The 25992-nt window shown below is 53.1% G+C and carries 33 protein-coding genes and 2 pseudogenes; 32 read left to right on the top strand and 3 right to left on the bottom strand.

From position 1 onward, the window contains the following. The first annotated feature begins 6 nt into the window (after positions 1-6). The 32 genes and pseudogenes from EIO64_RS02355 to EIO64_RS02205 all read left to right on the top strand — a co-directional run. On the top strand, positions 7-549 hold the full coding sequence (locus EIO64_RS02355) for a hypothetical protein (RefSeq protein WP_006874025.1): 543 nt from the start codon (positions 7-9) through the stop codon (positions 547-549). Beyond that, positions 542-961: a hypothetical protein gene (locus tag EIO64_RS02350; RefSeq protein ID WP_006874024.1), complete on the top strand. Its 420-nt coding sequence runs from the start codon at positions 542-544 to the stop codon at positions 959-961. Before EIO64_RS02355 ends, EIO64_RS02350 begins: the two co-directional genes overlap by 8 nt. Before the next feature lie 10 nt (positions 962-971). Then, positions 972-1703 carry a DUF3849 domain-containing protein gene (locus tag EIO64_RS02345; RefSeq protein WP_006874023.1) on the top strand — a complete coding sequence of 244 codons (732 nt, stop codon included), beginning with the start codon at positions 972-974 and terminating at the stop codon, positions 1701-1703. Between the two features lie 23 nt (positions 1704-1726). Then, on the top strand, positions 1727-2278 hold the full coding sequence (locus EIO64_RS02340; RefSeq protein WP_006874022.1) for a YodL domain-containing protein: 552 nt from the start codon (positions 1727-1729) through the stop codon (positions 2276-2278). A 54-nt stretch (positions 2279-2332) separates the two neighbouring features. Next, the gene (locus EIO64_RS02335) at positions 2333-2728 is read left to right on the top strand and encodes a SpoVG family protein (RefSeq protein WP_006874021.1); all 396 of its coding nucleotides are present in this window, start codon (positions 2333-2335) and stop codon (positions 2726-2728) included. Between the two features lie 52 nt (positions 2729-2780). Beyond that, a complete protein-coding gene (locus tag EIO64_RS02330) occupies positions 2781-3044 on the top strand; it encodes a DUF6133 family protein (protein ID WP_006874020.1) in 264 nt (87 codons plus the stop codon). A gap of 6 nt (positions 3045-3050) precedes the next feature. Then, the gene (locus EIO64_RS02325) at positions 3051-3470 is read left to right on the top strand and encodes a prepilin peptidase (RefSeq protein ID WP_006874019.1); all 420 of its coding nucleotides are present in this window, start codon (positions 3051-3053) and stop codon (positions 3468-3470) included. A 5-nt stretch (positions 3471-3475) separates the two neighbouring features. Next, positions 3476-3604: a hypothetical protein gene (locus EIO64_RS18740; RefSeq protein ID WP_006874018.1), complete on the top strand. Its 129-nt coding sequence runs from the start codon at positions 3476-3478 to the stop codon at positions 3602-3604. 47 nt (positions 3605-3651) lie between these two features. After that, a complete protein-coding gene (gene cpaB, locus EIO64_RS02320) occupies positions 3652-4497 on the top strand; it encodes a Flp pilus assembly protein CpaB (protein ID WP_055244980.1) in 846 nt (281 codons plus the stop codon). Beyond that, positions 4497-5312: a CpaE/TadZ family protein gene (locus EIO64_RS02315; protein ID WP_006874016.1), complete on the top strand. Its 816-nt coding sequence runs from the start codon at positions 4497-4499 to the stop codon at positions 5310-5312. Before cpaB ends, EIO64_RS02315 begins: the two co-directional genes overlap by 1 nt. A gap of 260 nt (positions 5313-5572) precedes the next feature. Beyond that, positions 5573-7099, top strand: a complete 1527-nt coding sequence (locus EIO64_RS02310) for a CpaF/VirB11 family protein (RefSeq protein ID WP_021631406.1) — start codon at positions 5573-5575, stop codon at positions 7097-7099. Next, complete coding sequence (locus tag EIO64_RS02305; RefSeq protein ID WP_006874014.1) at positions 7096-8025, top strand: type II secretion system F family protein; 930 nt, start codon at positions 7096-7098, stop codon at positions 8023-8025. Before EIO64_RS02310 ends, EIO64_RS02305 begins: the two co-directional genes overlap by 4 nt. Then, complete coding sequence (locus EIO64_RS02300) at positions 8022-8342, top strand: hypothetical protein (protein WP_006874013.1); 321 nt, start codon at positions 8022-8024, stop codon at positions 8340-8342. The genes EIO64_RS02305 and EIO64_RS02300 overlap by 4 nt, the downstream gene beginning before the upstream one ends. A 106-nt stretch (positions 8343-8448) precedes the next feature. Continuing rightward, positions 8449-9321, top strand: a complete 873-nt coding sequence (locus EIO64_RS02295; protein ID WP_006874012.1) for a secretion protein F — start codon at positions 8449-8451, stop codon at positions 9319-9321. A 15-nt stretch (positions 9322-9336) separates the two neighbouring features. Next, positions 9337-9690, top strand: a complete 354-nt coding sequence (locus tag EIO64_RS02290; RefSeq protein ID WP_006874011.1) for a DUF3848 domain-containing protein — start codon at positions 9337-9339, stop codon at positions 9688-9690. After that, entirely contained in the window at positions 9687-10082 is a 396-nt protein-coding gene (locus EIO64_RS02285) for a DUF4320 family protein (protein ID WP_154250560.1), read from the top strand. The genes EIO64_RS02290 and EIO64_RS02285 overlap by 4 nt, the downstream gene beginning before the upstream one ends. Continuing rightward, the gene (locus tag EIO64_RS02280; protein WP_006874009.1) at positions 10079-10624 is read left to right on the top strand and encodes a TadE/TadG family type IV pilus assembly protein; all 546 of its coding nucleotides are present in this window, start codon (positions 10079-10081) and stop codon (positions 10622-10624) included. The genes EIO64_RS02285 and EIO64_RS02280 overlap by 4 nt, the downstream gene beginning before the upstream one ends. 196 nt (positions 10625-10820) lie before the next feature. Next, complete coding sequence (locus EIO64_RS02275) at positions 10821-11378, top strand: DUF6550 family protein (protein ID WP_006874008.1); 558 nt, start codon at positions 10821-10823, stop codon at positions 11376-11378. Positions 11379-11445: 67 nt separating this feature from the next. Continuing rightward, positions 11446-13143, top strand: coding sequence for a DUF8193 domain-containing protein (locus EIO64_RS02270; RefSeq protein WP_006874007.1), 1698 nt, complete (start codon positions 11446-11448; stop codon positions 13141-13143). Between the two features lie 15 nt (positions 13144-13158). Beyond that, positions 13159-13632 (top strand): hypothetical protein, encoded by a 474-nt coding sequence (locus tag EIO64_RS02265; RefSeq protein WP_006874006.1) that lies wholly within the window; start codon positions 13159-13161, stop codon positions 13630-13632. A 14-nt stretch (positions 13633-13646) separates the two neighbouring features. Beyond that, positions 13647-14111, top strand: coding sequence for a hypothetical protein (locus tag EIO64_RS02260; protein WP_006874005.1), 465 nt, complete (start codon positions 13647-13649; stop codon positions 14109-14111). Positions 14112-14243: 132 nt separating this feature from the next. Next, positions 14244-14585: a DUF3852 domain-containing protein gene (locus tag EIO64_RS02255; protein ID WP_006874004.1), complete on the top strand. Its 342-nt coding sequence runs from the start codon at positions 14244-14246 to the stop codon at positions 14583-14585. A 34-nt stretch (positions 14586-14619) separates the two neighbouring features. Beyond that, positions 14620-15084, top strand: a complete 465-nt coding sequence (locus EIO64_RS02250) for a hypothetical protein (RefSeq protein WP_009261079.1) — start codon at positions 14620-14622, stop codon at positions 15082-15084. Positions 15085-15128: 44 nt separating this feature from the next. Further along, a complete protein-coding gene (locus EIO64_RS02245; RefSeq protein WP_006874002.1) occupies positions 15129-15674 on the top strand; it encodes a DUF4259 domain-containing protein in 546 nt (181 codons plus the stop codon). Between the two features lie 17 nt (positions 15675-15691). Then, the gene (locus EIO64_RS02240; RefSeq protein WP_009261080.1) at positions 15692-16120 is read left to right on the top strand and encodes a hypothetical protein; all 429 of its coding nucleotides are present in this window, start codon (positions 15692-15694) and stop codon (positions 16118-16120) included. A 119-nt stretch (positions 16121-16239) separates the two neighbouring features. Beyond that, the gene (locus EIO64_RS02235; RefSeq protein WP_006876414.1) at positions 16240-17145 is read left to right on the top strand and encodes a conjugal transfer protein TrbL family protein; all 906 of its coding nucleotides are present in this window, start codon (positions 16240-16242) and stop codon (positions 17143-17145) included. Then, complete coding sequence (locus EIO64_RS02230; protein ID WP_006876466.1) at positions 17142-17531, top strand: DUF7768 domain-containing protein; 390 nt, start codon at positions 17142-17144, stop codon at positions 17529-17531. Before EIO64_RS02235 ends, EIO64_RS02230 begins: the two co-directional genes overlap by 4 nt. Continuing rightward, positions 17531-18085 (top strand): annotated as a pseudogene (locus tag EIO64_RS02225) (DNA cytosine methyltransferase); the annotation flags it as partial. The gene EIO64_RS02230 and the pseudogene EIO64_RS02225, both read left to right, overlap by 1 nt. 164 nt (positions 18086-18249) lie before the next feature. Then, positions 18250-19470, top strand: a complete 1221-nt coding sequence (locus EIO64_RS02220; protein WP_136890739.1) for a site-specific integrase — start codon at positions 18250-18252, stop codon at positions 19468-19470. Next, positions 19467-20465 carry a tyrosine-type recombinase/integrase gene (locus tag EIO64_RS02215; RefSeq protein WP_158629672.1) on the top strand — a complete coding sequence of 333 codons (999 nt, stop codon included), beginning with the start codon at positions 19467-19469 and terminating at the stop codon, positions 20463-20465. The genes EIO64_RS02220 and EIO64_RS02215 overlap by 4 nt, the downstream gene beginning before the upstream one ends. Beyond that, positions 20458-21498 (top strand): tyrosine-type recombinase/integrase, encoded by a 1041-nt coding sequence (locus EIO64_RS02210; RefSeq protein WP_158629671.1) that lies wholly within the window; start codon positions 20458-20460, stop codon positions 21496-21498. Before EIO64_RS02215 ends, EIO64_RS02210 begins: the two co-directional genes overlap by 8 nt. A 92-nt stretch (positions 21499-21590) precedes the next feature. Further along, positions 21591-22511, top strand: a pseudogene (locus EIO64_RS02205) (DNA cytosine methyltransferase); the annotation flags it as partial. 199 nt (positions 22512-22710) lie between these two features. Here EIO64_RS02205 and EIO64_RS02200 read toward each other — a convergent pair. The 3 genes from EIO64_RS02200 to EIO64_RS02190 are packed head-to-tail and all read right to left on the bottom strand — an operon-like array spanning position 22711 to position 25951. Continuing rightward, a complete protein-coding gene (locus EIO64_RS02200) occupies positions 22711-23745 on the bottom strand; it encodes a tyrosine-type recombinase/integrase (RefSeq protein ID WP_136890736.1) in 1035 nt (344 codons plus the stop codon). Then, positions 23736-24707: a tyrosine-type recombinase/integrase gene (locus EIO64_RS02195; protein ID WP_136890735.1), complete on the bottom strand. Its 972-nt coding sequence runs from the start codon at positions 24705-24707 to the stop codon at positions 23736-23738. The genes EIO64_RS02200 and EIO64_RS02195 overlap by 10 nt, the downstream gene beginning before the upstream one ends. Beyond that, a complete protein-coding gene (locus EIO64_RS02190) occupies positions 24704-25951 on the bottom strand; it encodes a tyrosine-type recombinase/integrase (protein WP_136890734.1) in 1248 nt (415 codons plus the stop codon). Before EIO64_RS02190 ends, EIO64_RS02195 begins: the two co-directional genes overlap by 4 nt. Positions 25952-25992: the final 41 nt, after the last annotated feature.

Raw genomic sequence — 25992 nt, 5'->3', positions numbered from 1 at the left:
AAGAAGATGAAATTCAACAAACAGATAAACAATGGTACTCTTTTGATTCCCGGCGGAGCGTTCAAGATCAGTGGCTTTGAGGGCGGAGAAAAGGTCGAGATCCACACGCTGGACAGCGCGGTGGTCGTTCTGAAAAAGCAAATGACCACCATGGAACTGATCCAGGCGATGGATGCCCTGCACCGGCTGGCCACGGAGCTCACCGTCCATCTGGCCAGAGTCTGTGGCACCTGTGATGACTGCGAGGATGGCTGCCCATTCGATGATCTGGAGGACGGCATGCTGGAACTGCCAGACTACCTGCGGGAAGAAGCCGGCATCCCTGCCGGGGCCAAGCTCTGTGTCTATGTGGATGACGAAGAAAAGACCGTCACCATTGCCGAGGCCGGATATGACCATGACCTGCGGGATGTGCCTCCCTACCTGCTGGAGATGCTGGGTGAAGCCGGAATCTGCCTGGGCGAGCTGGAGGAACAGCTGATGGTGGGGAATCTCATCTACGGAGAACGCACCGCATGCAATGGGCAGGAGGAACACGGCGATGAGTAAGATCCATACAACGGTTCGGGTCGGTGTAGACGGGTCTCTGACCCTGCCTGCATTTTTCATGCGCGGAATGGGCTATGAGCCGGGGGAAGAAGTTCCCATCACCACCCCAGCGAACCAGTACATCTGCGACTGTGACGCAAACAGACTCCTGGTGACCAGAACCTGTGACGACGCTGAGTGTACCGGATACACCAGCAGCGGTATGGAACTCAATCTGCCCGCCGCACTGTTATCCGAGGCATCTATCCCCGTGGGAGAAGAAGTCGCGGTTCTGGCCGCGGATGGAGCGCTCATCATCGTCCCCTCAACGGAGGAACTGCGGGAGCTTTCGGTGGAGCTTTGCTGCCTGCTCAATGAGCTGGGCATCAGCCCGCTGACGATCCCCCCAGCGGGCAAATGGCGCCTGCCGTAAAGGAGGCAAGATGGAACAGGATATCTACCTCTATCCCGGCTCACAGTCAGAGGCCCACAGACTTGGGGAAGCTGCGCTCTGGGATGCAAGTTTCCACGCCAATGTATCCTGTGCGCGGGACATCGAAGCCGTCATCCGCGTCTATGGCGACGGCCGCAGCGCATTAAAGCCGGAAGCATCCCAAATGGTGCTGAAACGGTGGGGCTTCAAGCGGACCAATTTCGTCCTGGCCAACACGATAGAAAGGCTGGGGCCTTACAAGGAGCAGCTCAGCGCGGAAAACCAAGAATGGCAAAAGAAAGCCTATGTCCCACCCGATGATGCCCATAACCGTTATTTTGAAGTGGACACCGCCCTGGCGTATCTGGACGCATTTATCAGTCAAGTGAGGGAGGCATACGGCAAGCTGGAACTATTTGGGCCGGAGCACTGCGAACCCAACTCCTATGAATCTCTGGACTATGAGGGCCGGGTGTTGGTGCTCAGTCCAGACACCCTCAAGGAGTCCTGCTGGACGCCCCAGAACCAGCTCTGGCTGGCCCATGACGGCTTTGGATGCAGCCCCCACGCTGTCGGTCGGTCTATCCGCTGTACCTGCCTGGGCGATGGAGAGCAGACCAGATGGAACCGCACAGACTTCACCGGCGTTCTGAAAGAGGAATTCCTCCCCGGCTGGGCCAGAGAAAAGCTGGAGGAGTTTCAAGGGCAGAACGCAGGCATGGGAGGGATGGAAATGACTTAACCGCAGAAAGGAGATATGCCGCCATGCGAAGTGTGGAAATGAAAAATCGATGTCTGCTCTACTATGGGAATCCAGTGGGCTACAGGACAGAACAAGGAGTGGTGGCGGACTCCATGTTCCGCCGTGAGGAGTTGGAGGACTGGCTGGCAAGGAAGGGGCTGGCTGTCCGGTGGGAGGACGGCATCTATGACCGTCTCTCCAGCGGTGGATACCAGAAGGCAGCAGACAACGGGCCAGCCCTGAAATCCTGCCGTATCTGGCAGCTCGGCCCCTCAGCTCCCGCCGCCATGCGCTTCATTGGGCTGGACCGCATGAGTGGTGAATATGGCGGACCTGACCTTACCCGTTACCAGGCAGTGTTTGACGGCACTGTCAGCACCAACAGTCTGGATGGGATCTGGGAGGCATTCTGTCGCAGGTCCCTGGGCAGCGACGGACAGCCGCTGGCCATCTCAGACCTTGTCGAACTCTACGACGATTCCGGCAGCGAGTTCTACTATGTGGACCGCACAGCTATCGTCCCCGTCCAACTGAAAGCCCCGGAGCAGGAATCAGGCATGACCATGACCCTGTGACCCAAGAGCGGAAAAGCCACTTATTTTTTATATTCAGAAAAGGAGGAACCCACCATGGCAAAAGCGCAGACCACAAGTGAAAACCCCCAGGGAGAGGTTTCCCAGCAGGATACTCCTGTCCTTCCCATGCAGTATGATGTCCGTATCCACTCTATCCAGTTTGACGGTCCCTGCCGGGCCACCGCATCGCTGAACATCAACGGCTGTTTTGCCGTCCGGGGCGTCAAGCTCATGGAGGGCAGCAATGGGCTGTTTGTATCCATGCCCGGCCAGATCAACAGCAAGGGTGAAATCAAGGACATCTGTTTTCCGTACACACGGGAGGCACGCGCCGAACTGGAATCGGCTGTCGTGACCGCCTACCAGCAGGCACTGACGCAGGGGATGAACCGCTCTCCCCAGTCCGCGCCGGACCCCACGGCACAGCAGGCTCAGAAGATGGGTATGTGACCCACTGACCACACAACAATCAACAATCTAAAATTTTGAGGAGGAACTCTCTATGAAGAAGATGTTCAACAAGATGTCCAACACCGTAAAGACGATGACCTGCAAGGCCCACTGCGCCATGACCTGCGCCCGTGCCCACCTGTCCGCCCCTCTCTGCAACACTCGCGGCGAGGGCTACATCGACACCGCCATCAAGATCCTGATTGCCGTGGTGCTGGGCGCCCTGCTCCTGGCTGGCCTCTACACTCTGTTCGGGGACACCGTCCTGCCCACCGTGACCGAGCGCGTAGAGGAAATGTTTGACTACAAGGGCTGATACCCGGTGCAGGCGTTCCTGTTTCTCACGGCACTGGCCGCTGCCTCTGCGGTGGACTGCCGCAAGCGTACTATCCCGGATTTCCTCTGTCTTTTGACCGCCGCGGCGGGGCTGATCTCCTTCAGCCCCGCCCAGTTTTTTGGAGTGCTGGCGGCTCTGCCCCTGCTGATTGCCGCCCTGATCCGGCCGGAGTGCATGGGCGGCGGCGACATCAAACTCACTGCTGCGGCCGGCTTTGTGCTGGGCTTTTGGCGGGGGATCTGGGGGATGGCGCTGGGTCTGCTGCTGGCGGTGCTGTATTTCTGCACCGCTATGTTATTTCAAAAATTCATTCATCATCCGCTACCCGCAATGACACGGGCGGCGCTACCGCTGGGACCATTTTTATCCATCGGCTTTGCCGCACTATACTGTTTTGGAGGTTGACTGCTATGAAGAAGTTCCATGTAACGAGAAAGACTGTGCTCACCATCGTTGGCGTGACCCTGCCCCTGACGGCGGCCGCCATTCTTCTGCCCCGGTTGAAGCGGAGCAGAAGGGCCAGATCGGTCCGGGCGTAATGCCCGGACTTTCCGACCCAACATGAAATCAAGGAGGAAATGCCAGTATGAGTTTTTTGAAAAATCGCACCGTGGTCGGTGTAATCTGCATCCTGCTCTCCCTGCTGATCTGCTTCGGTCTGACCCCGCTGTTCAACCAGAGCGTCAGCCAGAAAGCTGAGATCGTGCGGGTAGTCCAGCCCATCCGGGCCGGCGATGAGATCACCGAGAGCATGGTTCAGATCGTGGAGGTGGGCGGCTATAATCTCCCAGAGGATGTCCTTCGGCAGAAAGAGAGCGTCGTGGGTAAATACGCTACTGCGGATCTGGCTGTGGGCGACTATATCATCCCTTCCAAACTCTCAGACGCCCCAGCAGCGGAAAACGCCTACCTGTACAGCCTGGACGGGAGCCAGCAGGCCATCTCCGTGTCCATCAAAAGTTTTGCGGAGGGGCTCTCCGGCAAGCTGCAGAGCGGCGACATTGTGTCGGTGATCGCCCCGGACTACAAGCAGCAGGGCCAGACCGTTGTCCCCGCTGAGCTGCAGTATGTGGAGATTATCAGTGTTACCGCCTCCTCCGGCTATGACGCCAACACCGGTGAGCCTGTGGACGAGGAGGATGACAAGGAACTGCCCGATACTGTCACCCTGCTGGTGTCCCCCGAGCAGGCCAAAGTGTTGGCCGAGCTGGAGGCCGAGGGGACCATCCATCTGGCGCTGGTCTACCGGGGCGACCGGGAGAATGCCGACAAGTTCCTGACCTCTCAAGACGAGATCATTCTGGAATTGTATCCCCCGGAGCCGGACCCCGAGGAGAAACCACAGGAGAATCCCGCAGAGTCCGAACCCGCCGCTGACTCCAGCGAAACCGCAGAAACGGAGGCGCCCGCGAAAACCGAGGAGGTGGCCTGATGCTGAACTTCAAGAAAGCGGGTATTTTTTCCCGAGGAAGTGGCCAGGAGGACGCCTGTGAGCAGGAGGATCAGAGCGGCGGGGTGCTGGCGGTGTGGGGCAGCCCCGGCAGCGGCAAGACCACCGTGGCCGTGCGGCTGGCCAAGTATCTGGCCGACAAGCGCCGGAATGTGATCCTCCTTCTCTGCGACATGACAGCCCCAATGCTTCCCTGTATCTGCCCGGCGGCAGATCTGGAGTGCGAGCGTTCCCTCGGGAGCGTGTTGGCCGCCGCCCATGTGTCGGAGAATCTGGTCAAGAACAACCTGGTCACCCACAAACGCCTGGGTTACCTCACCATGCTGGGGATGCTCAAGGGAGAGAATGAGTACACCTACCCGCCTTACAACGAGGTGCAGGCGCGGGAGCTCATCGACTGCCTGCGGGAGATCGCTCCTTATGTGGTCATTGACTGCGGCAGTTACATCGCCAACGACATCCTCTCCGCTGTGGCGCTCATGGAGGCGGATTCCGTCCTGCGGCTGGCCAACGCCGACCTCAAGAGCATCAGCTACCTGTCCAGCCAACTTCCCCTCCTGCGGGATGCCAAATGGGATACGGACAAGCAGTACAAGACCGCCAGCAATGTAAAGTCCCAGCAGGCCGGGGATCACATGAGTCAGGCGCTGGGGACAGTGGCCTTCACGCTGCCCCATTCGGCGGAGCTGGAGGGACAGTATCTGGCCGGCAACCTGCTGGCGGACCTATCCATGAAGGACAGCCGGGTATTCCGCAAGGAGATCGAGAAGATTGCCAGGGAGGTGTTTGGGTGTTAGGCGAGAAGCGAAGTCAGTCCCTGTTCGCTCCCAAAGCGTCCGCTGAGAAAGCCGCCGCAACACATATCACGACAGGTCCGGACGGGCGGAAAAAAGAACTCCCCCTCTATTTCGGCCCGGACTGCCCGGTAAGCGGCAATATGGGTCAGAATCAGCATGAAGCCGGCGTTGGAGAACCCCAGCCCGCAGATGAGCCGCTGCGTCACGCCCCAGCTGATGATGGGACAGGGGTTGAAGCTGATCCCACAGATAGCGTGAACATGGCGGAGGATCTCCCCAGGCGGTCCCTGAATACAGAGTCTGCAGGCGGCTATCGGGCGCATTCTCTCTTCTTCACCCCGGAGAATGAAGGGCAGGATTTCAACACCGTCCTGCAGGATGTGCAGGAATATATCTCCGGCAAGTATTCCGCCCTCATCACCGAGGGCGGCGATGAAGACGCCAAGGCCCAGATCAAACGGTACATCACCAAATATGTGCAGGACCGGCGCATCGCGGTCAAAGGCTATTCCGGCGACCAGCTGGTGGACGCCCTCTACACGGAGATGGCCGAGTTCGGCCTGCTCACCAAGTACATCTTCGGAACCGGCATTGAGGAGATTAATGTGAACTCTTGGCGGGATATCGAGGTGTTGTACGCCAATGGCGAAACGGTCAAGCTGGAGGAACATTTCGACAGCCCTGAACACGCCGTCAATGTGATCCGCCGTATGCTCCATGTCAGCGGTATGGTGCTGGACAATGCCAGTCCCGCCGTCCTGGGCCATCTCAGCAAGAACATCCGCATCGCGGTCCTCAAGACCCCTTTGGTGGACGAGGATGTGGGCGTCACGGCATCCATCCGTATCGTCAACCCGCAGAATATGCAGAAAGAGGACTTCGTAAAAGGTGGAACAGCCACAGGCCCCATGCTGGACTTTCTGGCCGCCTGCCTGCGTTACGGCGTTTCCGTCTGCGTTGCCGGGGCCACCGGTTCCGGCAAGACTACGGTGGCAGGCTGGCTCCTGACCACCATCCCGGACAACAAGCGTATTTTCACCATCGAGAACGGCTCCCGTGAGCTGGACCTGGTGCGGGAGAAAGATGGCCGGGTGTGCAACAGCGTCATCCACACCATCACCCGTGAGAGCGAGAACGCCAAGCAGAATATCGATCAGGATATGCTGCTGGACATGGCCCTGCGGTACCACCCCGACATCATCTGTGTGGGCGAGATGCGGTCTGCGGAGGCGTATGCCGCACAGGAGGCCGCCCGTACTGGCCACGGCGTGTTGACCACCATTCATTCCAACTCATCCCAGGCTACATGGCGGCGTATGGTCACCCTCTGCAAGCGTAAGCACGAGATGGCCGACGATACCCTCATGGATCTGGTCACCGAGGCATTCCCCATCGTGGTGTTCGCCAAGCAGCTGGAGGATAAGAGCCGTAAAATCATGGAGATCATGGAGTGTGAGATCCTGCCCACTGGGGAGCGCCGGTACAACACCCTTTATCACTTCAAAATCGAAGAAAACCGGTTGGAGGACGGCAAATACCGTATTAAGGGCCGCCACGAGGCGGTCAACCCCATCTCGGAAAGCCTGCAGAAGCGGTTCATCGACAATGGTATGCCGCAGGAGGTGCTGACTCAGCTCGTGGGCAAAAAGTCCGCTCCCTCTAAGGGTAAGTCAGGCTCCAGTCCGGCAAAGGCAGGACAGGCAACGCCCGCTCCGAAGACCAGGAGCGCACAGTCCAAGCCGCCTGCCAAACCTGAAACCGGCAAGGAAGGAGGCGAATCTGTATGAATCTGATCCAGTTGATTGCCTGTATAGGGCTGATCACAGGTTGTTTTGTCCTTTTACACATCTCCCCTATGGACTTCACTGAAGGGGTGTTCCGCAGAATCACCAGTAAGCCCAAAAGCATCCGGTCGGAGGTTAATGAGAGTACACGGCGCAAAAAGAAATCCTTTCTGCGCCGGGAAATCGAGGAGACACAGACCATTCTGCGGATGACTGGCCGGGCCGCCAAGTTTCCCATGGTGTGCGCCCTGTCCCTGCTTCTTTTTCTGGTAGGGGCCGCCTTCGCCCTGACGCTGGGCAACCTCTTCCTGGTGCCGGTGCTGGCGGTGGGCATGATGTTCGTGCCGTTCTGGTTTATCCGTCTGACCGCAAATCACTACAAAAAGAACATTGCCGCTGAACTGGAAACCGCCCTCTCTATCATCACCACAGCTTATCTCCGCAATGAGGACATCCAGACGGCAGTGGAGGAAAACATTGACTATCTCAACCCGCCCGTCCGGAGTGTGTTTGTGGAGTTTCTCACCCGGATCAAGCTGGTGGACCCCGATGTGGACGCCGCCCTCCAGGACATGGGGACGAAGATCGACAACGCCGTGTTTCGGGAGTGGGTGGCCGCTCTGCTGACCTGCCGACACGACCGGGGGCTCAAGACCATCCTGACTCCCATCGTGGCTAAACTCTCCGATATGCGGATCGTCAACGGTGAGCTGGAGAATCTGGTGTTTGAGCCCCGCAAGGAGTTTATCACCATGCAGGTGCTGGTCATCGGCAATATCCCGCTGTTGTACTGGCTCAATCAGGACTGGTACGATGTTCTGATGCACACCCCGCTGGGGCAGGCGCTGTTGGCAGCCATTGCCGCTGTGATGTTCATCAGCACCGCAGCGGTCATCAAGCTGACCCAGCCCATTGAGTATCGGAGGTGATCCTCATCAGTAACCAGGAAAAGGGCTATTTTATTACCGCAACGATCAACCATGGTTCCTATATTCCGGAGGCCCTCCATGTAGAACGCATCGATGACATGGCGCTCTATGATGGAGATTTTGAAGCAGCAAAGGCAGCGGAGCAGGATGGGGTCCGGCTCATCTATGGGATGGACGGCATCCCGGACGGTATCTATATTGACACCCCGGAAAACCGGGAGCTCATCCGAAAGGGTTTGGGACTGTATCCTGACTATCGAAACTGGCGGGATGACTTTGATCCGTCATTTGTTGCGGAGTTAGATGTGATGCAATAATGCTATAGAAAGAGTGCCTTGTAATACAGCATAAGAAGAAAAACAGGGCCGGTACACATCTGTCGTGTACTGGCTCTGTTTTTATGTGGAGGTGAACAAAACAACCATGACTTTCCTTCTGTTTTTATTTGGCATATTCCTTGCGCTGGGTATGTTTCTTTTGACGGCTGATCTGCTCAGGCTCCCCCGTCTGGCCACCCAGCGTGCCATGCTCTCGGTGGGCCGCCAGGAGAAGAAGCAGGCCCGCAGTGTGGAGGCCCTGCTCATGGGCTGGGCGATCAAGCTGGCCCCACACATCCATATGGATGAGTATAAGCGGGGCCGTCTGAAAAATACGCTGGCCGCTGCTGGGCTGAACATGACACCGGAGGAGTACACCGCCTTTGCCATGATCAAGACCGGTGCAGTGCTGCTGACGGTGATTCCGTGCCTGTTGATTTTCCCAATGTTGGCGTTGATAGTTGTTCTTCTGGCGGTGGCGGTTTATTTCAAAGAGATTCGCAGGGCGGAGGAAAAACTCTCTGCCAAGAGGGACGAGATTGAGGCGGAACTGCCCCGGTTCGTGGCCACCATCACCCAAGAACTGGCCGCCAGCCGGGATGTGCTGAGCATGATTGAGCATTATAAGCAGAATTCCGGTCCTGTTTTCTCCGCTGAACTGGATGTCCTCACCGCGGATATGCGTTCCGGCTCCTATGAGGCGGCGCTGACCCGCTTTGAGGCCCGGTTCAACTCTCCGCTGCTTTCGGACATTGTCCGCGGACTCATCGGCGTGCTGCGAGGCGACAACGGGGTCCACTACTTTCAGATGCTCAGCCACGATATGAAGCAGCTGGAACTCCAGCGCCTCAAGGCAAAGGCCATGAAAATCCCGCCTAAGATCCGTGTATTCTCCTTTGTCCTGCTCATGTGCTTCCTGGTGACTTATCTGTCCATCATCATCTACGAGATTATCCATTCCCTGGGCGGGATGTTTTAAGAGAGGAGGTGCCCAATGGACTATACAGGCAGCATCTATCGATTGATTGATCGTGCGGAAGATGAAATGAAGGAATATGCTCAAAGGGTGAAGCAGCTATCTGCCGATGAAATTTATCGCCATTCAGCTGAAACTGCGGCAAAGGAAAGCCTGCTTTCTGCTCTTATCCATGACAGTTATGAACTCGACGATGATGACTTGGATTTAATCCTTAAGCCAAAAAATCCTGTGGAAGCACTATACCAATTCCTGACAAGTGATAAAACTGATCTTTCATCGGAAAGCTCTATCTCCAGTATTTTGAGCGAATATAATGCTCAGTGTCAGGAAAGGGATCTGACTTTAGGCGAGGAGGTAACCATGTGCTGAAACGGATTTTGAGATCCCGACGCGGAGAGGGATACATCGATGTGTGCGTCCTGGTGCTCTGCGCCATGCTGGTGATCGCGCTGGCAGTGCAGGTCCTCCCAGCCTTTATTGCCAAACAGCAGCTCGATACCTTTGCCACTGAACTGGTGCGTGAGGCGGAAATCGCCGGCAGGATCGGGCCGGAAACTGACCGCCGGGAACAGGCCCTGCGGGAGCAGACCGGCCTGGACCCGGAGATTGAATGGAGCGATACCGGCCGCATCCAGCTCAACGAGGAGGTCACGGTCACGCTCACTCATGAGATCGACCTCGGTCTCTTTGCCGGCTTTGGCAGTTTCCCCATCACCCTGCGGGCAGATGCCACAGGAAAGTCGGAGGTGTACTGGAAATGAACAGACTCAGGCAGATTTTGAAAGACCGGCGCGGCGTGGCCTTCCCCCTGATTATTGCCATTGTGCTGGTGCTGGTAATGCTGATGTGCTGCATCAGCGAATATTTCCGTCTGCTCATCGTGGCCCAGGGGGTTCGGGATGCGGTGCAGGAGGCTGTGATCTCCACCGTCAACGACAACTATGACGATGTGTACCATGGCGTCCGGGAGGGCTACTCCGGCGCCTACCAGCCGTTGGCGGGAGATTTTGAGGAATCACTGGACTATGGCGATATCTATGGACGCTTGGACGATATCCTTGGGCTGACCTATCGGGGCGGCTACCATACTCAGTACACAGAGGATGGTGGGATGGAGTTCCGTGTGTGGGGCCTTGATGTGGAGATCCGCAACGCACCGTTCGCTTCCGGCGACAGCGCCGGCGACCGTTTTGTGGCGGACTGTGAAATCGAATTGGAGGTTCCAGTGTCTTTTGGAGGAGAGCTTCTGCCGCCCATGCGGATGACAGTCAAGGTCAGCGCGGGCTATGCCCCTCGGTTTTAACGCAGTTTTCAAAAAGTTTTCTATTGTCCCAATAGACTTCTCTGCCTGTTTGTGGTAGGGTTCGTGTTGACAAAGGACGGGCGGTATAGGAAAATGTAGGCAGCAGATCTTAAAGCCGAACTATCCTTGGCCGCCTGAAGTCACACAGACAGTTTGACAAGAAGCATAATCAACAGAAAAAGGAGGAATCCAAACGATGACGGAGAATACCAAGAAGTGGCTGACCGTGGCCGGATGTCTTGTGGTCTGCGCAATCCTGGTTGCTGTGATCGCAAGCAGCTTCAGCAAAGACAAGGTCACCGATGACCTGCTCCCGCCCAGCAGCTCCCAGCAGGGCGATGTAGTGGTGGACCCGGACAGCAGTACCCCGCCTCCCGCAGAATCCGGGGATGACCAGAAGCCGGGAGATAATGTGACCGTTAACCCGGAAACCCCGGATGCCAGTACCAACACCGATGATGGAAACGGCGCTGATTTTACCGGCACAGAGCAGACCATTCAGCCGGACCCGGTCAAACCGGAATATACAGAGGATGAACTGAAGGACCCCACCAAGACGCCGGATGGGACTCCGGTCGAGGGTACTCCTGAGCCGCAAGATCACAACAATGTGACGCCTCCCCCTGAACAGCCCTCCACCAACACCAGTGGCGGCCTGCCTGGTTTCGATAATGTTCCCAACGCAGGCGCAAATCAAGGTGGAAGTATCGATAGTGATGGAGATATCAATACTCAGGTTGGCATAATGGGATAAAGTAATATCGCATCTTCAAAAAGCACAGCTTTGGCTGTGCTTTTTATTTTGTGGGAAAGGAGATCAAGTGAAACGACTCTTTAACCTGTTTCTGGCCGTTGTGATGATATTTTCCTTTACTTGCATACAAGTTTATGCCGCGAATGGAACTGGCGGGTCTGGTAACATTGATGGTGGCGGCGGGAGTATGGGGGATGCGACGAGTCATGGCAGTTGGAACCCCGGAAACGAAGGGGTGCGTGTAACCGTAGTGCGGGCAAGTGACCATGCCGTTGTTACTACACCATTTGATTTGACCAACAAAACACCATCTGCAGGAATATATCATTTCGGAAAGGTCAGTAAAATCCAGTACAATAATGGTACTGGGCTCTCTCCCGTACAAGGCGGGTATAGCTATAAAAACCCTGTACAACCAATGCCTCGCATCATAAGTACAAACGGGCGTAATAACATCGAGGCCATCAAAAAGTATTTTTGTTCAGAATATGTTGTCAAGTTCATTGCGGAAGAAACTGGTATGGATTATGACACGCTCATCAGCGGCGAATACAAAATTCTGCTGGAACCCATCGCCTATTATAAGTTCCAAGGTGTCATGATTGCCACAACAGCGACAGAGGCCGCCCTTTATGACGAGGTGGTTGGAGGACAACTCCGCTATTGGATGGGATCGCTGACGGCCAAAAACCTTCCCCTGTCCATGTTTCTGGAAACCCCAGATTTAGGCTATCCCGCATGGTCCGGCCCCACCAATAAGAATGTGTCCAACTCGGACATCAAGTCCTCCCTTGGGCTTGGTATCGTCCGCTTTGAGGAGCAGCCGGAGGAGCCGGAGATCAGCACCTATGACTATGAATACCGAACCAATACCGAGGTCATCACGGCGGTAGAGGTCAGCGGTGGCCAAAGTGACCCGGATGATCCGGTCACTGTACAGTTCCATATTGATGGGACGACCTATACGGTCAGCAATGTCTACTACCCGGACGGAGATTCCCAATTGGCCTGGGTACGCTGGACTACACCGGACGAGCCGCAGGACATGACCATCGATGTGGATGTATCCGGCCCAGGATCAGCACAGGCCACCATCCACTGTAAGATCGTAGATCTGGACGAGAATCCGCCGCCCAATCCAGTAGCAGATGACCGGAACGACTCCTTCACACCCTCCCCGGTCCCAGACCGGCCGGAGAAAACCTCGGCCCAGTGGACCATTTGGGACCCATGGTGGCAGGAGTATTGGGTATGGCATGGCGATGATGAGGACGGATACTGGTGCGACCACGGCTGGTGGGAATTTGATCTGGACCGCTACAGTGCCAGCCTTTCCGCTGCTATGGAAATTACTCCAGACGAGAAGAATCCCACCGCCAGCGACAGCACCATGAAGTCCGGCTATGGGGTCAATCAGGTGGTCACCGCCAGAGTGAACAGTTCCCAGAGGTCGGCTACCACCGCCCTGCAGAATGCAGTCAGTTACTTCCCAGAGTTCAACTATGAATCCTTTTGGCGGCTATTGGATCGCATTTCCATCAGTTCCTCGTCTTCCAGGCTGGAGTTCCAGAAGAACGAGTATAGCACCTATAACCGGCGTACCCATTTCACTCCTATCTGGTACCCGGATGGCTCCTATACAGTCAACACCTGGGTCATTGACTGCTGGACCCCGGCAGGGATGCTCTCGGTCAACCTCACCGATTCACTGAATATCCGGGGCAATCTATGGGACGATTGGCATATCGCTCCGCTTGATCTATAGGCGGGAGGTGAAGCCATGGGATACATCCGACTGGATGAGCAGCCTGGCGAGGTCTACCACTACACGCACCGAAAGAATCTGGACAGCATCCTGCGGGATGGCCGAATCAGGCGTATGGGCGATAGGGAGTGCTGGTTTTGCGCCTCTTTGGAGGATACCCTGACGCTCATGCGGGCCACGGTCATGATGGAGGGAAAGCCCTACTATAAGGTGGGCGGCAGCATCGGCCGCTATCCCAAGTTTGTGCCGGAGGACTATGTGATCCTTCGGCTAAATCCCCGCTTTCAGAAAGGTGAATGGGTACAGTGGATGCAGGAGATGCCTCCAGGATCGCCGCCCGAACTGCTGAAGGCCGCCGAAACATTCAGTAACCTGAAACTGGGCTTCCGGGGAGATTTGAAGTTCCAACAGAATCCAGAGGTCATTGAAGTAGCCCCACTGGTCGAGGCTGCTCAAACGCAGTTTTTAGATATTTCTTTCTTGATGTAAAGAGGCGGTTGACAATGTGCAAAAAAGGGCTTCCGGCAGTATGGACCAAGGAGAAAATCGAAGAAGCCTTTGCGGGATTTGTAGAAAAGAACAGAAGGCTGCCAGTGGCAAGGGAAATGAAGCCTCAATATGGGCTGCCGACACGCAGAACATTTGAACGCTATATGGACACGACCGCCCAAGAGTATGCTGAACTTCGTTACCCCACGCTTCTCTCCGCAAGAGATGAGCGCCATGTTCAAACCGTCTTGGCATATCGGAACGAAGTACGTGAGTGGTCTATTGAGCGGCTTATGGAGGCGGAAAAGAACTTTTTTGCAAAATGCGGGCGGTTACCTGAACCGTATGAATACACGGCTGAGAACGGTCTGCCTATGTACTCTGTCTTCTGTAGGTTAGCAAAGGAAGCGTTTGAAGAAATAATCCGGGCTCAGTTCCTGGAAACACAGGAACTGAGTGGACCTGTGCTCACGATGTAAGCATTCACAGTAACAAAATCAGAAAAGAAACGGGCCGTGGGAAAGTGCCTCGCGGCCTGTTCGGGATAGATCATCCATCCGCGGGAACACCCCTGCGGCCTTTCTTTTTTCAGCAAAGAAAGGTGGTATTTGATGATGAAAACGAAAAAGATGCTCTGTGCGGTCGTAATGGTAATGATGCTGGCCATCATGTTTACGGTACCCGCATTTGCGGCAGGAACCGGGGATGTGGCTGGTGCCATTGAAGGCACTTGGACGGACGCATCCGCCCAGATCAAAACGGTTGTCAATAATGTGGTCTTTCCCGTGATTGACCTTGTTCTGGCTGTGTTCTTCTTCGCCAAATTGGGCATGGCGTATTTTGACTATAGAAAGCACGGCCAGTTCGAATGGACTGCGCCGGCCATCCTGTTTGCCTGCCTTATCTTCACCCTGACGGCTCCCACCTATGTCTGGACGATCCTGGGAATGTAAAGAATTATTCTGAGAATACAGGAGGAAGGAAGCAATGGAATATCCAATTCCAAATCCATCCGGAAATAAAATGCTTTCATTGGTTAACGAGCTGTACCAGCGGTCTACCGGGATGTGCAGAGCAGGTGCAGGTCCATACGGCATCGGGGTAAGCGTGGTAGAAGATACTCCCATTGATGTGTTTTTCACCTTTGATCCAGATCCGGTTCTGGATTGTAAAATACTGCCGGAGGAAATCCCTGAGTACACTGTCGGCGTGATTGGCTCCTGGAGCGGAGAACGCAAATATCTTTCGCGGGAGGAGGTGGGGCAGCTTCTCTCTGCCTCGGACCCGAAGACCAGAATATTGGCGGAAATGCTCCGGTACTTTGAAGGAAAGACCTGGATCGTGAGCTGCGCAGATTGTCAGGAAGCGTTCGGGATTCTGGCGGATGCGGAAATGCGCGAGGCATTTGGGCTGGATGAGCAGGAGCAGATTGGACCGAAACTGGAAATGTAGGACAAGAATGATGAGGCGTAAGCCGGAAATGGGAGACGGTTTCTATGGGCTGTTGGGGAATCACCGCACTGGAGTCCGACAATGGACTGGATGCGGTTAGATGTGTCCGGTACAATTTACCGGCAGATGGACAACTGGACTTGGGAGAAATGCTTGAACGATTAAAGAAAGACCGATGGAATGCCCCCTGTGATGTAAAGCTGGGGTGTGCGCATACCAGCCCTATGGCACTGGCTGAGATCGTTGTAAAGTATCTTGACGGTGATCCCGGCAGTTTGGACTATGATGAGGAGTGGGCGGCCGAGGACAACAAGTTCCGGTCCGTCACCTCGTTTACAGCATCAAGGGCTTCTCTCCGGGAACTCCGGGATTACCTTGCGGACACTTTGAAATACGCCAGGATCAGAGCGGAGCGGCAGATCAAAGCCGGCGAGCTGCCCGGCGGCTGGTTTGATCCGAAGGATTGGGACGGATGGCAGAAACACATGGAGGGCCTTATTCACCGGCTGGATGGCGTTCTGGCCTTGGAAGGCAGTACGCTGGAGTTAGCTCATCCACCGGCGCCGACTGTCCCGGAATTAACCATGTAGGGAGGGAAAGAAGAAAATTGAATCCATTTGGACAGGAGTTGAGGAAAATCCTCACTCAGTGCAAAACCAGCGGCGTTGTGTCTTATGCGGGCAGATCCGCCTATATCCAGCTTGACCCGGATTTGCGGGCCAGGCTGGAGTTTGTTTCTCTGAACATTGCCGGCCAGTACAATGCCCTCAAGCTGACGATCCTGAACCGGACCGAGGGCGCGGTGGATGTGAATATCCTACGCTTTGGCGATTTACTGGGAAAGAAAAAAGTGAGCAATCCCAACTTCTCGGATGGTATCTTACCACACCTCTGGGACGATTATGGGAAGGTAGACTGGTATGTTTACCAGCCTACTCAGGCGGATTACAGGCTGCTGGCGGGTACGGTGGACGAATATCTGCAGGTGTTCCAGCGTCAGGAGGAGGCGCAGGAACACAGCCCGCAAATGTGCTAAGAAAATAGGAAGCGAATACAAGCAGGGGCCGTGCCCAGCCACGGCCCCTGTGCCTTTGAGCAGGAGTATGCGTCCAATGCTGGCACGGTCCCCCTTACGCAAAGGGGTGAAACCACCAGATGTTTATATTGGACTTTTTCCTTGGCGGGCTGATGGATCAGTTTATCGACTGGGTCTACAGCCAGCTTGTTGGTTTCTTTGGCAACTTTTTTGCCGAGATGGGGAACATGGGCGTCGAGCTCTTCGAGATGAGCTGGGTACAGTCCATTGTTCTCTTTTTTTCTTATCTGGCCTGGACGCTGTATGTCGTCGGGCTGGTGGTGGCCGTGTTCGAGGTCGGAATCGAATACCAGACCGGACGGGCCAGTATCAAGGACGCGGCTATCAGCGCCGTCAAGGGCTTTATGGCCGTGGGGTGTTTTACCCTGGTGCCGGTGGAACTTTATAAACTCTCCGTCACGCTGCAGGCCAGCCTGACCTCTGGAATTACCGGGTATGGCGAGAGCTTTGATGCCCTTTCCACTGATATCATCAACTCCCTGCAGGGCGTGGATATCGGGGCCGCGGCCTCCTCCGGCGTATTCGGCGGGATTGGCAGCATCACCAGCCCCATCATGGTAATTTTTATTATCATCATGATGGGGTACGCCGTCATCAAGTGCTTTTTCTCCAACCTCAAGCGCGGAGGAGTCTTACTCATCCAGATTGCTGTGGGTTCCCTGTATATGTTCTCGGTGCCCCGCGGCTATATGGACGGTTTTGTGCAGTGGTGCAAGCAGATCATCGGTCTGTGTCTGACCACCTTCCTGCAGGCCACCATCCTTACAGCGGGACTGCTGGTGCTGAAGGATCATGCGCTGCTGGGCCTTGGCCTGATGCTGTCGGCCGGTGAAGTGCCCCGCATCTGCGGCGCCTTTGGGCTGGACACCTCGACACGCGCCAACATCATGTCCGCCGTCTATGCAGCACAGTCAGCGGTCAACACCACCCGCACCGTGGTACAGGCAGTGGGGGCGGCGAAATGAGCAGAGAAAAACTGATTTACATCGCCTCTCCCTATGCAGGAGATATTGAGACAAACACCGCGTTTGCGAAAAAGGCGTGCTGGTATGCCATCCATCAGGGGCATACGCCCATCGCCGTCCACCTGCTCTACCCACAGATGTTGGATGACGCTGAGCCAACAGAACGGGAAATTGGACTGCGGCTGGGACACCGGGTGCTGGAAGTCTGCGATGAACTGTGGCTCTGCGGCGGCAGGGTCAGTTCCGGCATGGCCCGTGAGATTGAGGAGGCCCAACGGCTCGGCATCCCCATCCGACAGATTGGGGAGCTGGAAATCAAGCAGGAGGCTCTGCCCGCTGAGATGGAGCAAAGCGAAGCTCCAGGGCAGAGCATGGGTATGGCATAATGCCCACGCTGGGCAGCCTGTTCGATGGAATCGGAGGGTTCCCACTCGCGGCGGTCCGCAACGGCATCGAGCCGGTGTGGGCCAGCGAGATCGAAGCCTTCCCCATCGAAGTGACAAGAAAGAGGTTCCCCTCCATACTCCATGTCGGGGACATCACGAAACTGAATGGTGCCGAACTTCCCCCGGTAGACATTATCACAGGAGGCAGCCCTTGTCAGGATCTCAGCGTGGCGGGGGCCAGAGCCGGTCTTGCCGGAGAGCGTTCCGGCCTGTTTATGGAGCAGATCCGCGTTGTAAAAGAAATGAGGGATGCAGATGAGCGGCGCGGCAGAACAGCTCACACTGTTCGACCTCGATATATGTGCTGGGAGAATGTACCAGGATCATTCAGTTCAGCGGGCGGCGAAGATTTCCGCATCGTCCTCGAGGAGATTGTCCGAATTAAAGACGGCTCCTGTTCAGTGCCTCGACCTGACTCCGGGCGCTGGGAATCTGCTGGGGCAATCATTCTGGGAAATCAATTCAGCCTGGCTTGGAGAGTCATGGATGCTCAATTATGTTCAGCTGAACATAATTTGCTTAATGTATAGTTGAAAATAATGTATAGTCACCTCCTAAAACTGATGAAAAATCAGAAAAAATCATCGTCACACTTAACATAATTCCGTATAATTTAAACAATGGCATTGCCATATCAACTAATAGGAGGAATATGCTAATGACGATAGAGCACACAGGCTCATTGAGCGAATGGCTCAGGAAAACGATCAGCAAGTTAAAGTCACACTTAGCTGAACTCGGCTACAGTGAAAGCACGATTTTAAGGTTAGACGCGACATGGAAGGAGTTGATTGTATACTGCGAAGCGCATCAGACAACTGAGTTCACCGTGGATTTAGAGCGGAGATTTGTCTGGGAACGGTATGGTGCCGATCTTGGCGATAGGGATATATCTCAGAATGTCAGCCGGGCTATTCATATGTTGGACGATTATTTACAGTATGGGATGGTCTTTAAGCAATCAAGTATCACCTTGAAGGGCTTTTCTCCAGCCTATAAGGAGCTATTTGAAGGCTTTTTGGACAGTTTGCGCCAAAACCAAGTGGCTGAAGGTTCTATCAGAACTTGGCGGAGCAGGCTATTTCGCTTTGAGTATTTTCTGCTGGAGTCCGGCATTGAGCATTTCCACCTGCTTGAGCTGCACCATGTAAATACTTATATTGAATCTTTGACTGGATTTTCTCCCGGTACGGTTGCGGCAACAATTCGCATCTTAGGCAAGCTGTTTGATTACGCATTGGCCAAAGGCTACCATTATATCAGTTACGCCAATGCTTTGCCCTGTATCAGACGGACGCATAAGTATCGCCTGCCTACTGTTTTTTCACCGGATGAGGTAGAGTGCATTCTGACTCAGGTAGACCGATCCAATCCGTTGGGGAAGCGGAACTATGCGATCCTGTTGTTGGTTACCCGGCTGGGGCTGCGCATCAGTGACGTGCGATTGCTTCGATTCGAGAATATTGACTGGAAAAACAAGCGAATTTCAATTCATCAACAAAAAACCGGGATACCCTTAGAACTTCCATTGCTCGAAGATGTGGGCTGGGCAATCATTGATTACCTCCAGCATGGCCGCCCAGAGACAGACTGTCCATGTATATTTGTCCGGCACCTTGCACCGTTTGATGTCATGAGCGGTTCTATGCAAAGGTTGGTTTCCAAACTCGTTTCTAAAGCAGGTATTCATGTCTCTACGGATAAACCGATTGGGATGCACAGCTTCCGACACAGTGTCGCTACCTCCATGCTGAATAATGGAGCAGAATTAACTGACATTGCGCAAACGCTGGGTCATGCCACACCGGAAAGCACACAGGTATACGTTAGCCTCAATACAGAAATGCTGAGACGATGTGCATTGGAGGTGCTTCTATGAGTAAGAAGCCCTTCTTTACAGGACCATTTGCTCCAATATGCGAATCCTATGTGGCACAAAAAAGGGCATCTGGTCTGGACTATAACCAGCAGGCCAAACTGCTGCGGCTATTTGATAATTTTTGTAAAGATTATGAGATTCAGAGTTACACAATTACGAAAGAGATTGCATTGACATGGTGCAAGAAGCGCCCAAATGAGGCGGACGCCACCCGATATAGCCGAGTGAGTGAAATGCAGAGGTTTGCCCAATACCTGTGCAAACAAGGTTATCCATCCTACCTGCTTCCAGCCCTTCCCAAATGCGGAGAACAACACGTACCCTATATTTTTTCAACGGATGAGTTACATCTCATTTTTGAACGACTTGACTCACTTTCTCCGACTAACCTATCCCCTAACCGACATCTTACTATGCCACTCTTATTTCGCGTACTCTATGGCTGTGGCCTTCGAATTTCTGAAGCGTTGGCGTTACTAAAAAACGATGTGGATTTGAAAGACGGAATTTTGCACATACGGCACGGAAAGAATGACCGCGAGAGGATTGTCCCAATGTCTGCCACATTGACGGAAGAATGTAGAAAATATGCGCAGGCTGTTCATAAAAACACTGTCGAATCAACGCCGTTCTTTTATGCAAAGGGCGGGACCCCTTATACAAAATCCACCATTGGAAAGTTCTTTCGCGGCATTTTGTGGGATGTGGGGATTCCATATAAAGGGAAGCAATTTGGGCCGCGCGTGCATGATCTCCGTCATACATTTTGCTGCCATAATATCCAAAAATGGGCTGAAGCTGGACTCCCAATATACAGCAATCTACTGATTCTTTCCCGTTATGTTGGGCATACATCGATTAGTTCCACCCAGTACTATCTCCGCCTGACCGCACAATCCTTCCCCCATATCATGGATATTTGTGAACAGAATTTGGGCGGCATGTATGCTCCGTTTGACCTTGCCATGGAAAGAGAGGGATTGCAGGATGGCTAATCGTGGACCGACTTTTTTTGCCAAAGCGTTATCAAGATATTTCTTTGAGTATTTACCATCTGAAAGGGGACTAAGCCAAGAAACAATTCAATCCTATCGAGACGCAATGTCCTTGCTACTGGATTTCTGTGAACGGGAACGCAAAATTCGAAGAGATAGGCTGGAAGTTAGCGATTTCAATAGAGAGCTAATTGATGCTTTTTTTCGGTGGCTGGAACAGGAGAAAGGTAACTCTATTACGACAAGGAACCAACGGCGAGCAGCAATCAATGCGTTTTTTAAGTTCCTGCAGTATGAAGATCCAGGCTTTGTACTGCTATGCCAACAGATCCGGGAAATTCCTCCGAAGAAATGTGAGCAAAGGGTTGTCCCGCATCTTTCGGAAGAAGCCATCCAAACTATTTTTGGACAGCCGAACCTTACAACGCGTGAGGGACGGCGTGACTTTGCCTTCTTGACCTTAATCTATGAATCTGCTGCTCGTGCATCTGAAATCGCTAACCTTCGCTTTGGTGATATCCGTTTTGATAAAAAATGGGCCGTTGTACATCTGAAAGGTAAGGGAAGAAAGTTCCGAGATATACCAGTTCTTCCTGTACCTGCAAAGATCTTGAAGGATTATCTGGCTGAGGAATCCCAATATCGCCAATGTGATATAGATGCCCCGCTTTTTTGCAACAGAAGCAAGGCCCCTCTAACACGAGGCGGTGTCTACTACATCATACAGAAATATGTTTCCCTTGCACAAAAGGAGAAGCCTGATTTGTTCCCAGTGCGGGTCCATCCTCATGTATTCAGACACAGCCGAGCGATGCATTGGTTAGAGGCCGGTGTGGATTTGCAATATATAAAAGACCTGTTAGGGCATTCTGACATTAAAACTACCGAGGTGTATGCCCGGCTGAACATTAAAATGAAGCAAAAGCTGTTGGAGCAAGTGCATCCGCAGCAGCTTAGTGACCAGCAGCCCTCTTGGACAGATGACGAAAATTTGATGCAATGGTTGACTCAGCTCTATATTCCAACTAAATAATTTCACAGAATAATGTAAAGCCAGCAGGAGCATTCTTGCTGGCTTTACTACACTTCAGGAGGTGACTTTACATTATTTTCTGCTATACATTAGCTCAATTCTGGGGTGTCGCCCAGCGTCGCAAGAGAATCTTCCTTGTCGCAGATTTTGCAGGACGATCCGCCCCGCAAATACTATTTGAGCAAAACCGCCTGCCTGGGTATTCTGCGTCGAGCGGAGGCCAGAGGCAAGGAACTGCCGCCTCAGCTCCGGGATGCTCTGATCCTCCAGGCGGGACTGGCCCCATCGGATTCGACGGATACAACGGAGACCTGACAGGAGAAAAGGCAGCCACTCTCGGTGTTAATTGTGGTATGTCCACTGGACGAAACGGTGTGCTCACCGCCTTTGCCGCCAATCAGCGGGACGAGGTGCGGGATCTTCATGATGTAGCCGCGGCGCTGACCGCCCAGCCAGGGATGAAACAGCAGACCTTTGTGGCCGGAATCACGGCCAAAGGCAACGGTGATTGCTTCCTTTCCGAGGAGCGGCACACAGCACTAAGCGGAGGCGGCGGTATGCCCGGACAAGGGTATCCCGCCATTTTTACAGCTGCTTTTTCTGCTGGAGCTGGTGCTTCTGCGGGCAGTATTGGCTATGGAGAGGAAGTCTCGCCTACCTTGAAAGGAACCGCCAGCGGGAACTGTATGCCATCCATCCTGTGCCTTAATGACCAGGGCGGAAGCGCCATTGCCTGCAGCGAAAATGTTGCCGGAACACTTCGGGCACAGGAGCATGGCCACCAGCCACTTGTATTCGAGAACCACGGGATCGATGCCCGCTACACCGGCCCACATTCTGTGGCGCCCACAATGTCAGCCCGTTACGGTACGGGTGGGAACAATGTCCCGCTGGTCGCAGAACCGGACACGATATTCTGTATCACCGGAAATGCCATTGACCGGCAGCCTATGAACGGCGGGAACGGGATTGGGTATCAACAGGGCATCGCCTATACTCTCACCGCCACCGATCACTTATCTGGATATCCAGATAAGTGATCTAATCCCGAGGATTGAGTTATCCCGAGGGAGTAAGATTGGCCATCGGCTTTTTGTTGCGAGATAGTGTTTTTGCTGCTGTAATTCATGTTAAAACCTCCGGATAATAAATTTGCGGCGACCAGCTATGATCTGGTCGCCGCATTGTGAACACGATTAAAATGTGGTAAAATCAAGCCAAACCATAAAGGCGCTTTATCAACTCCTCATCGTTTGCCCATATTGGTTCAATAGTATCTCCCTCTGTGACCTTGGATACCTTTTGAATTGCCTGCCGCTTCATCTCAGTATCGGCCCATGCATAGATCCGGGTTGTGTTGACGTCGGCATGCCCAAGGAACTCCGCGAGGAGGACAAGCGGCATCCCGGCACGATACAGATGCATGGCACGGGAATGCCTAAGTTGGTGTGGATGTACTCGTTCTGGCACTTCAGGACAAGCCCGCCTTGCCATTTCACCATATTTTTTCATAAAGAGATTAACGGCATCGGTGGACATTCTGCTTTTGCGACCATGATGCGTTGTAAAGAAAAGATAGTCATCACTCTGCCTTTGCTCGGTCGGATGTGCTTTATCCAGATAAGTTTTGAGCAATTCAACCACAGAGGGGGAGATTGGAACTATTCGCAGTTTATTTCCCTTTCCAGTAAGGCAGATTGTTGCATGAGTCTTTCGAATGCTCAAATCATGAATTTTTGCATCCACCAGTTCCTGGCAACGTGCTGCGGTGTCGTACATCAACCGCATAAAGCAGAAGTCACGGTATCCATTCGTCTTGAAGCGGTTGGGCTGCTCAAAAAGAGTTTCCAATGCAGGAGCCGTCAGAAACTCCACGACTTTTCCCGGAGTTTTCCGAACAGAAATATTGCCGACTTCGACCTGCATATAGATTTTGCCGGAATCTAATATCCCTGCATATTTTGTGAAAGAACGAATTGCCATCAAACGCAGATTTACCGTTGCTGGAGAACATCCTCTGGATTTTGAGAGCCATTCGAGAAAACCGGTTATATTTGAGTAAGTGATGTCCTCGAACCCAATACTGGCATATTCAAGCCCCAGTTCCGTTTTAAAATAAAGGAGAAGAAGATTTATTGCCTCTCGATACGATTTCTGAGTATTTAAGCTATAGCCTCTATGCTTGATCAAGTAGATGTCAAGGAAGTCCCTTACCGTTTTATAGAATTTCTCGTCTTTCAGTCGCATAAATCTGCCTCCATTTCAAGGGAACTATCAAGACGCAGTTCTGGCAAGTCGGTATAAAGCGTTGGAAGAAGATGAATATAATATGCCGTGCTCTCGAGATTTGAATGGCCCATATACTCGCTCAAATACGCAAGGCAGGCATTTATATCTTTTCCTTCCTTTACCCACTGGTACAGCCGATGTGTTGCAAATGTATGCCGCAGGTCATAAAGTCTGGGCCGGATCTCACCGTATCCGGATATGCCTGCCGTCTGAAGGAACCTTCTGAATGTCGGAATAATCCACTCCATTGAGTACATTCCGTCACCTCGGACACTTGGACTCTGGAAGAAATATTTGCGGTGAGGGTATATCTTCTCTACGCGCAGGTCATAATTCCTGCACAGTTCAAGCATATCTTCGGACAAGACAACGATTCTGTCTTTATGTCCTTTCGATTCAAGGATATTCACCGTCCCATCAAACAGGTTGACATCCTCTCTTCGGAGCCGTCTGGCTTCTACGGGTCTGAGACCGCAACAGTAGATCAAGCGAAATATTACAGATACCACCAGATGCTTTGTGGGTGCTCTAAGGCTGGGCTGCAGAGAATCTATTTCCTTGAACAACTTGGGCAAATCTTCCTTTGAATAAATGTAGGGGATATGGCGTCCGCTTTTCTTCGTGAGTTGAAGTGGTAAAAGATAAGCCTGTTCTCCTACACTATTCATGTATTTAGCGAGCTCCCGAATCACAGATACCCTATTCAATCTGGACAGATTTTTCTCGGTCTTGAACTGTTCAGCCCATTTCATGGCTAACTCCGCAGTCAAGCAGGTCTCGTTCGGAAATTGCTCACGGCAGAATTCATCAAAAGTTCGAAGAATGCACGCACTTCCGTGGTAGTCATAGCCGAGGGCTTGTTTCTTTTCAATCAAGCCGCAAATATAGGGTGCAAATGCCCCGGTGAATGCAGATCTCATAACAAAGCCTCCTGGACAACCTCAATACCGTCAAGTCCGAGTGCACACATTGCGAGCTTGTCCCGGCTGATCCGCATATATGCTTTCATGGAGCCAATCTGCGTATGCCCTAAGATTTCTTTCACTGTATCGATCGGTACTTCTTGGTTTATCATGGAACTGGCAACATACCTTCTGAAACTGTGAAAGCCTTTTCCATCGCCCGGAGTATACTCAACATCTGAGAGTTTCATATATTTTCTGAGCCGGTCTCCCGTAGCAGTCGAAGTCATGAAGTCAAAAGGAATACGGGAACGCACAAAGAGAGCTGGGGACTGCGTTTTGGGCCGCTCGTGAAGAATATAGTTCGCAATGGCGTTTCCTACCGATGCTTCGAGAGGAAGGTGCAGTTCCACTCCGGTTTTGTTCTGTACGAAGCGTATTTCATGATGAATCCAGTCAATGTCCGAGAGCGTTAAGCGAACAATGTCCCCAGCTCTCAGTCCCAAACTGGCGGCAACAGCAAACATCGCAGTATCGCGGAGCGATAAGGACGGATTTTTTGCCGCTGCATCCACGACGGTGTGAACCTCTTTTGCGGAAAAGGCAGGCCGCAGTTTCTTTCGGGGCGCGGGACGAGTAGTCAATGCGGCGCTGAAATCGCAGCAGTTTTGTATGGACACCAAGTATGCGCTCAGATGTTTCAATGTGTTGCACACTCTGTCCATGCTCGATTTTCGTTGAGATGCGATGAACAGCAGAAAAGCGTTGACATTTACTAAATTAATATCTTGGCAAGTATGGCAACCGCTGGCATCGAGGTATGCAAAGAATTTGCGGCAGACATTCTCCTCGTCCCGTAAGCTCTCAAATCCAATGGCCCGCGTATTCGCTTCATGTTGACAGAATCTACGCAGGAGTTCATGATAGTACGGAGCTAAGGAAATTTTCGGATCAGGTCTAACACGTTTCCAGACTATTTTTCCGGTTTGAACATACTCCTCGAAGAGAATGGATGCCTTTCTGACTTTTGCCCAGATCCGGTCGGCTACCAAACCATTTTCATGATCCAAGTGAAAACGATTCACAATTTCATTTGTAAATGCAGCACTATAAAATATCACCCCCTCGGAACGGTAGACCTTTATGATTGGCCACATCCCTTCGTAGTAGTAGTTTCGTATGCTGAACTTACCAAGCCCCAGAGCCCGTAATGCATCCAGCACTTTTGTGCATAGAACATCAAACACAATTTCATCGGACATAAAAACACCTCTGAATGCAGTTAGTCGACTTTCGCCGCCAA

This window comes from Dysosmobacter welbionis (assembly GCF_005121165.3).
In the GTDB taxonomy this organism is placed as follows: domain Bacteria; phylum Bacillota; class Clostridia; order Oscillospirales; family Oscillospiraceae; genus Oscillibacter; species Oscillibacter welbionis.
This window is presented reverse-complemented; position numbering and strand designations above follow the sequence as displayed.

Bases quoted from the DNA above. Each gene is read 5' to 3' on its own strand.
- EIO64_RS02355 (WP_006874025.1), top strand. From the start codon at position 7: ATGAAATTCAACAAACAGATAAACAATGGTACTCTTTTGATTCCCGGC.
- EIO64_RS02350 (WP_006874024.1), top strand. From the start codon at position 542: ATGAGTAAGATCCATACAACGGTTCGGGTCGGTGTAGACGGGTCTCTG.
- EIO64_RS02345 (WP_006874023.1), top strand. From the start codon at position 972: ATGGAACAGGATATCTACCTCTATCCCGGCTCACAGTCAGAGGCCCAC.
- EIO64_RS02340 (WP_006874022.1), top strand. From the start codon at position 1,727: ATGCGAAGTGTGGAAATGAAAAATCGATGTCTGCTCTACTATGGGAAT.
- EIO64_RS02335 (WP_006874021.1), top strand. From the start codon at position 2,333: ATGGCAAAAGCGCAGACCACAAGTGAAAACCCCCAGGGAGAGGTTTCC.
- EIO64_RS02330 (WP_006874020.1), top strand. From the start codon at position 2,781: ATGAAGAAGATGTTCAACAAGATGTCCAACACCGTAAAGACGATGACC.
- EIO64_RS18740 (WP_006874018.1), top strand. From the start codon at position 3,476: ATGAAGAAGTTCCATGTAACGAGAAAGACTGTGCTCACCATCGTTGGC.
- cpaB (WP_055244980.1), top strand. From the start codon at position 3,652: ATGAGTTTTTTGAAAAATCGCACCGTGGTCGGTGTAATCTGCATCCTG.
- EIO64_RS02315 (WP_006874016.1), top strand. From the start codon at position 4,497: ATGCTGAACTTCAAGAAAGCGGGTATTTTTTCCCGAGGAAGTGGCCAG.
- EIO64_RS02310 (WP_021631406.1), top strand. From the start codon at position 5,573: ATGGCGGAGGATCTCCCCAGGCGGTCCCTGAATACAGAGTCTGCAGGC.
- EIO64_RS02305 (WP_006874014.1), top strand. From the start codon at position 7,096: ATGAATCTGATCCAGTTGATTGCCTGTATAGGGCTGATCACAGGTTGT.
- EIO64_RS02295 (WP_006874012.1), top strand. From the start codon at position 8,449: ATGACTTTCCTTCTGTTTTTATTTGGCATATTCCTTGCGCTGGGTATG.
- EIO64_RS02290 (WP_006874011.1), top strand. From the start codon at position 9,337: ATGGACTATACAGGCAGCATCTATCGATTGATTGATCGTGCGGAAGAT.
- EIO64_RS02280 (WP_006874009.1), top strand. From the start codon at position 10,079: ATGAACAGACTCAGGCAGATTTTGAAAGACCGGCGCGGCGTGGCCTTC.
- EIO64_RS02275 (WP_006874008.1), top strand. From the start codon at position 10,821: ATGACGGAGAATACCAAGAAGTGGCTGACCGTGGCCGGATGTCTTGTG.
- EIO64_RS02265 (WP_006874006.1), top strand. From the start codon at position 13,159: ATGGGATACATCCGACTGGATGAGCAGCCTGGCGAGGTCTACCACTAC.
- EIO64_RS02260 (WP_006874005.1), top strand. From the start codon at position 13,647: ATGTGCAAAAAAGGGCTTCCGGCAGTATGGACCAAGGAGAAAATCGAA.
- EIO64_RS02255 (WP_006874004.1), top strand. From the start codon at position 14,244: ATGATGAAAACGAAAAAGATGCTCTGTGCGGTCGTAATGGTAATGATG.
- EIO64_RS02250 (WP_009261079.1), top strand. From the start codon at position 14,620: ATGGAATATCCAATTCCAAATCCATCCGGAAATAAAATGCTTTCATTG.
- EIO64_RS02245 (WP_006874002.1), top strand. From the start codon at position 15,129: ATGGGCTGTTGGGGAATCACCGCACTGGAGTCCGACAATGGACTGGAT.
- EIO64_RS02235 (WP_006876414.1), top strand. From the start codon at position 16,240: ATGTTTATATTGGACTTTTTCCTTGGCGGGCTGATGGATCAGTTTATC.
- EIO64_RS02230 (WP_006876466.1), top strand. From the start codon at position 17,142: ATGAGCAGAGAAAAACTGATTTACATCGCCTCTCCCTATGCAGGAGAT.
- EIO64_RS02220 (WP_136890739.1), top strand. From the start codon at position 18,250: ATGACGATAGAGCACACAGGCTCATTGAGCGAATGGCTCAGGAAAACG.
- EIO64_RS02215 (WP_158629672.1), top strand. From the start codon at position 19,467: ATGAGTAAGAAGCCCTTCTTTACAGGACCATTTGCTCCAATATGCGAA.
- EIO64_RS02210 (WP_158629671.1), top strand. From the start codon at position 20,458: ATGGCTAATCGTGGACCGACTTTTTTTGCCAAAGCGTTATCAAGATAT.
- EIO64_RS02200 (WP_136890736.1), bottom strand. From the start codon at position 23,745: ATGCGACTGAAAGACGAGAAATTCTATAAAACGGTAAGGGACTTCCTT.
- EIO64_RS02195 (WP_136890735.1), bottom strand. From the start codon at position 24,707: ATGAGATCTGCATTCACCGGGGCATTTGCACCCTATATTTGCGGCTTG.
- EIO64_RS02190 (WP_136890734.1), bottom strand. From the start codon at position 25,951: ATGTCCGATGAAATTGTGTTTGATGTTCTATGCACAAAAGTGCTGGAT.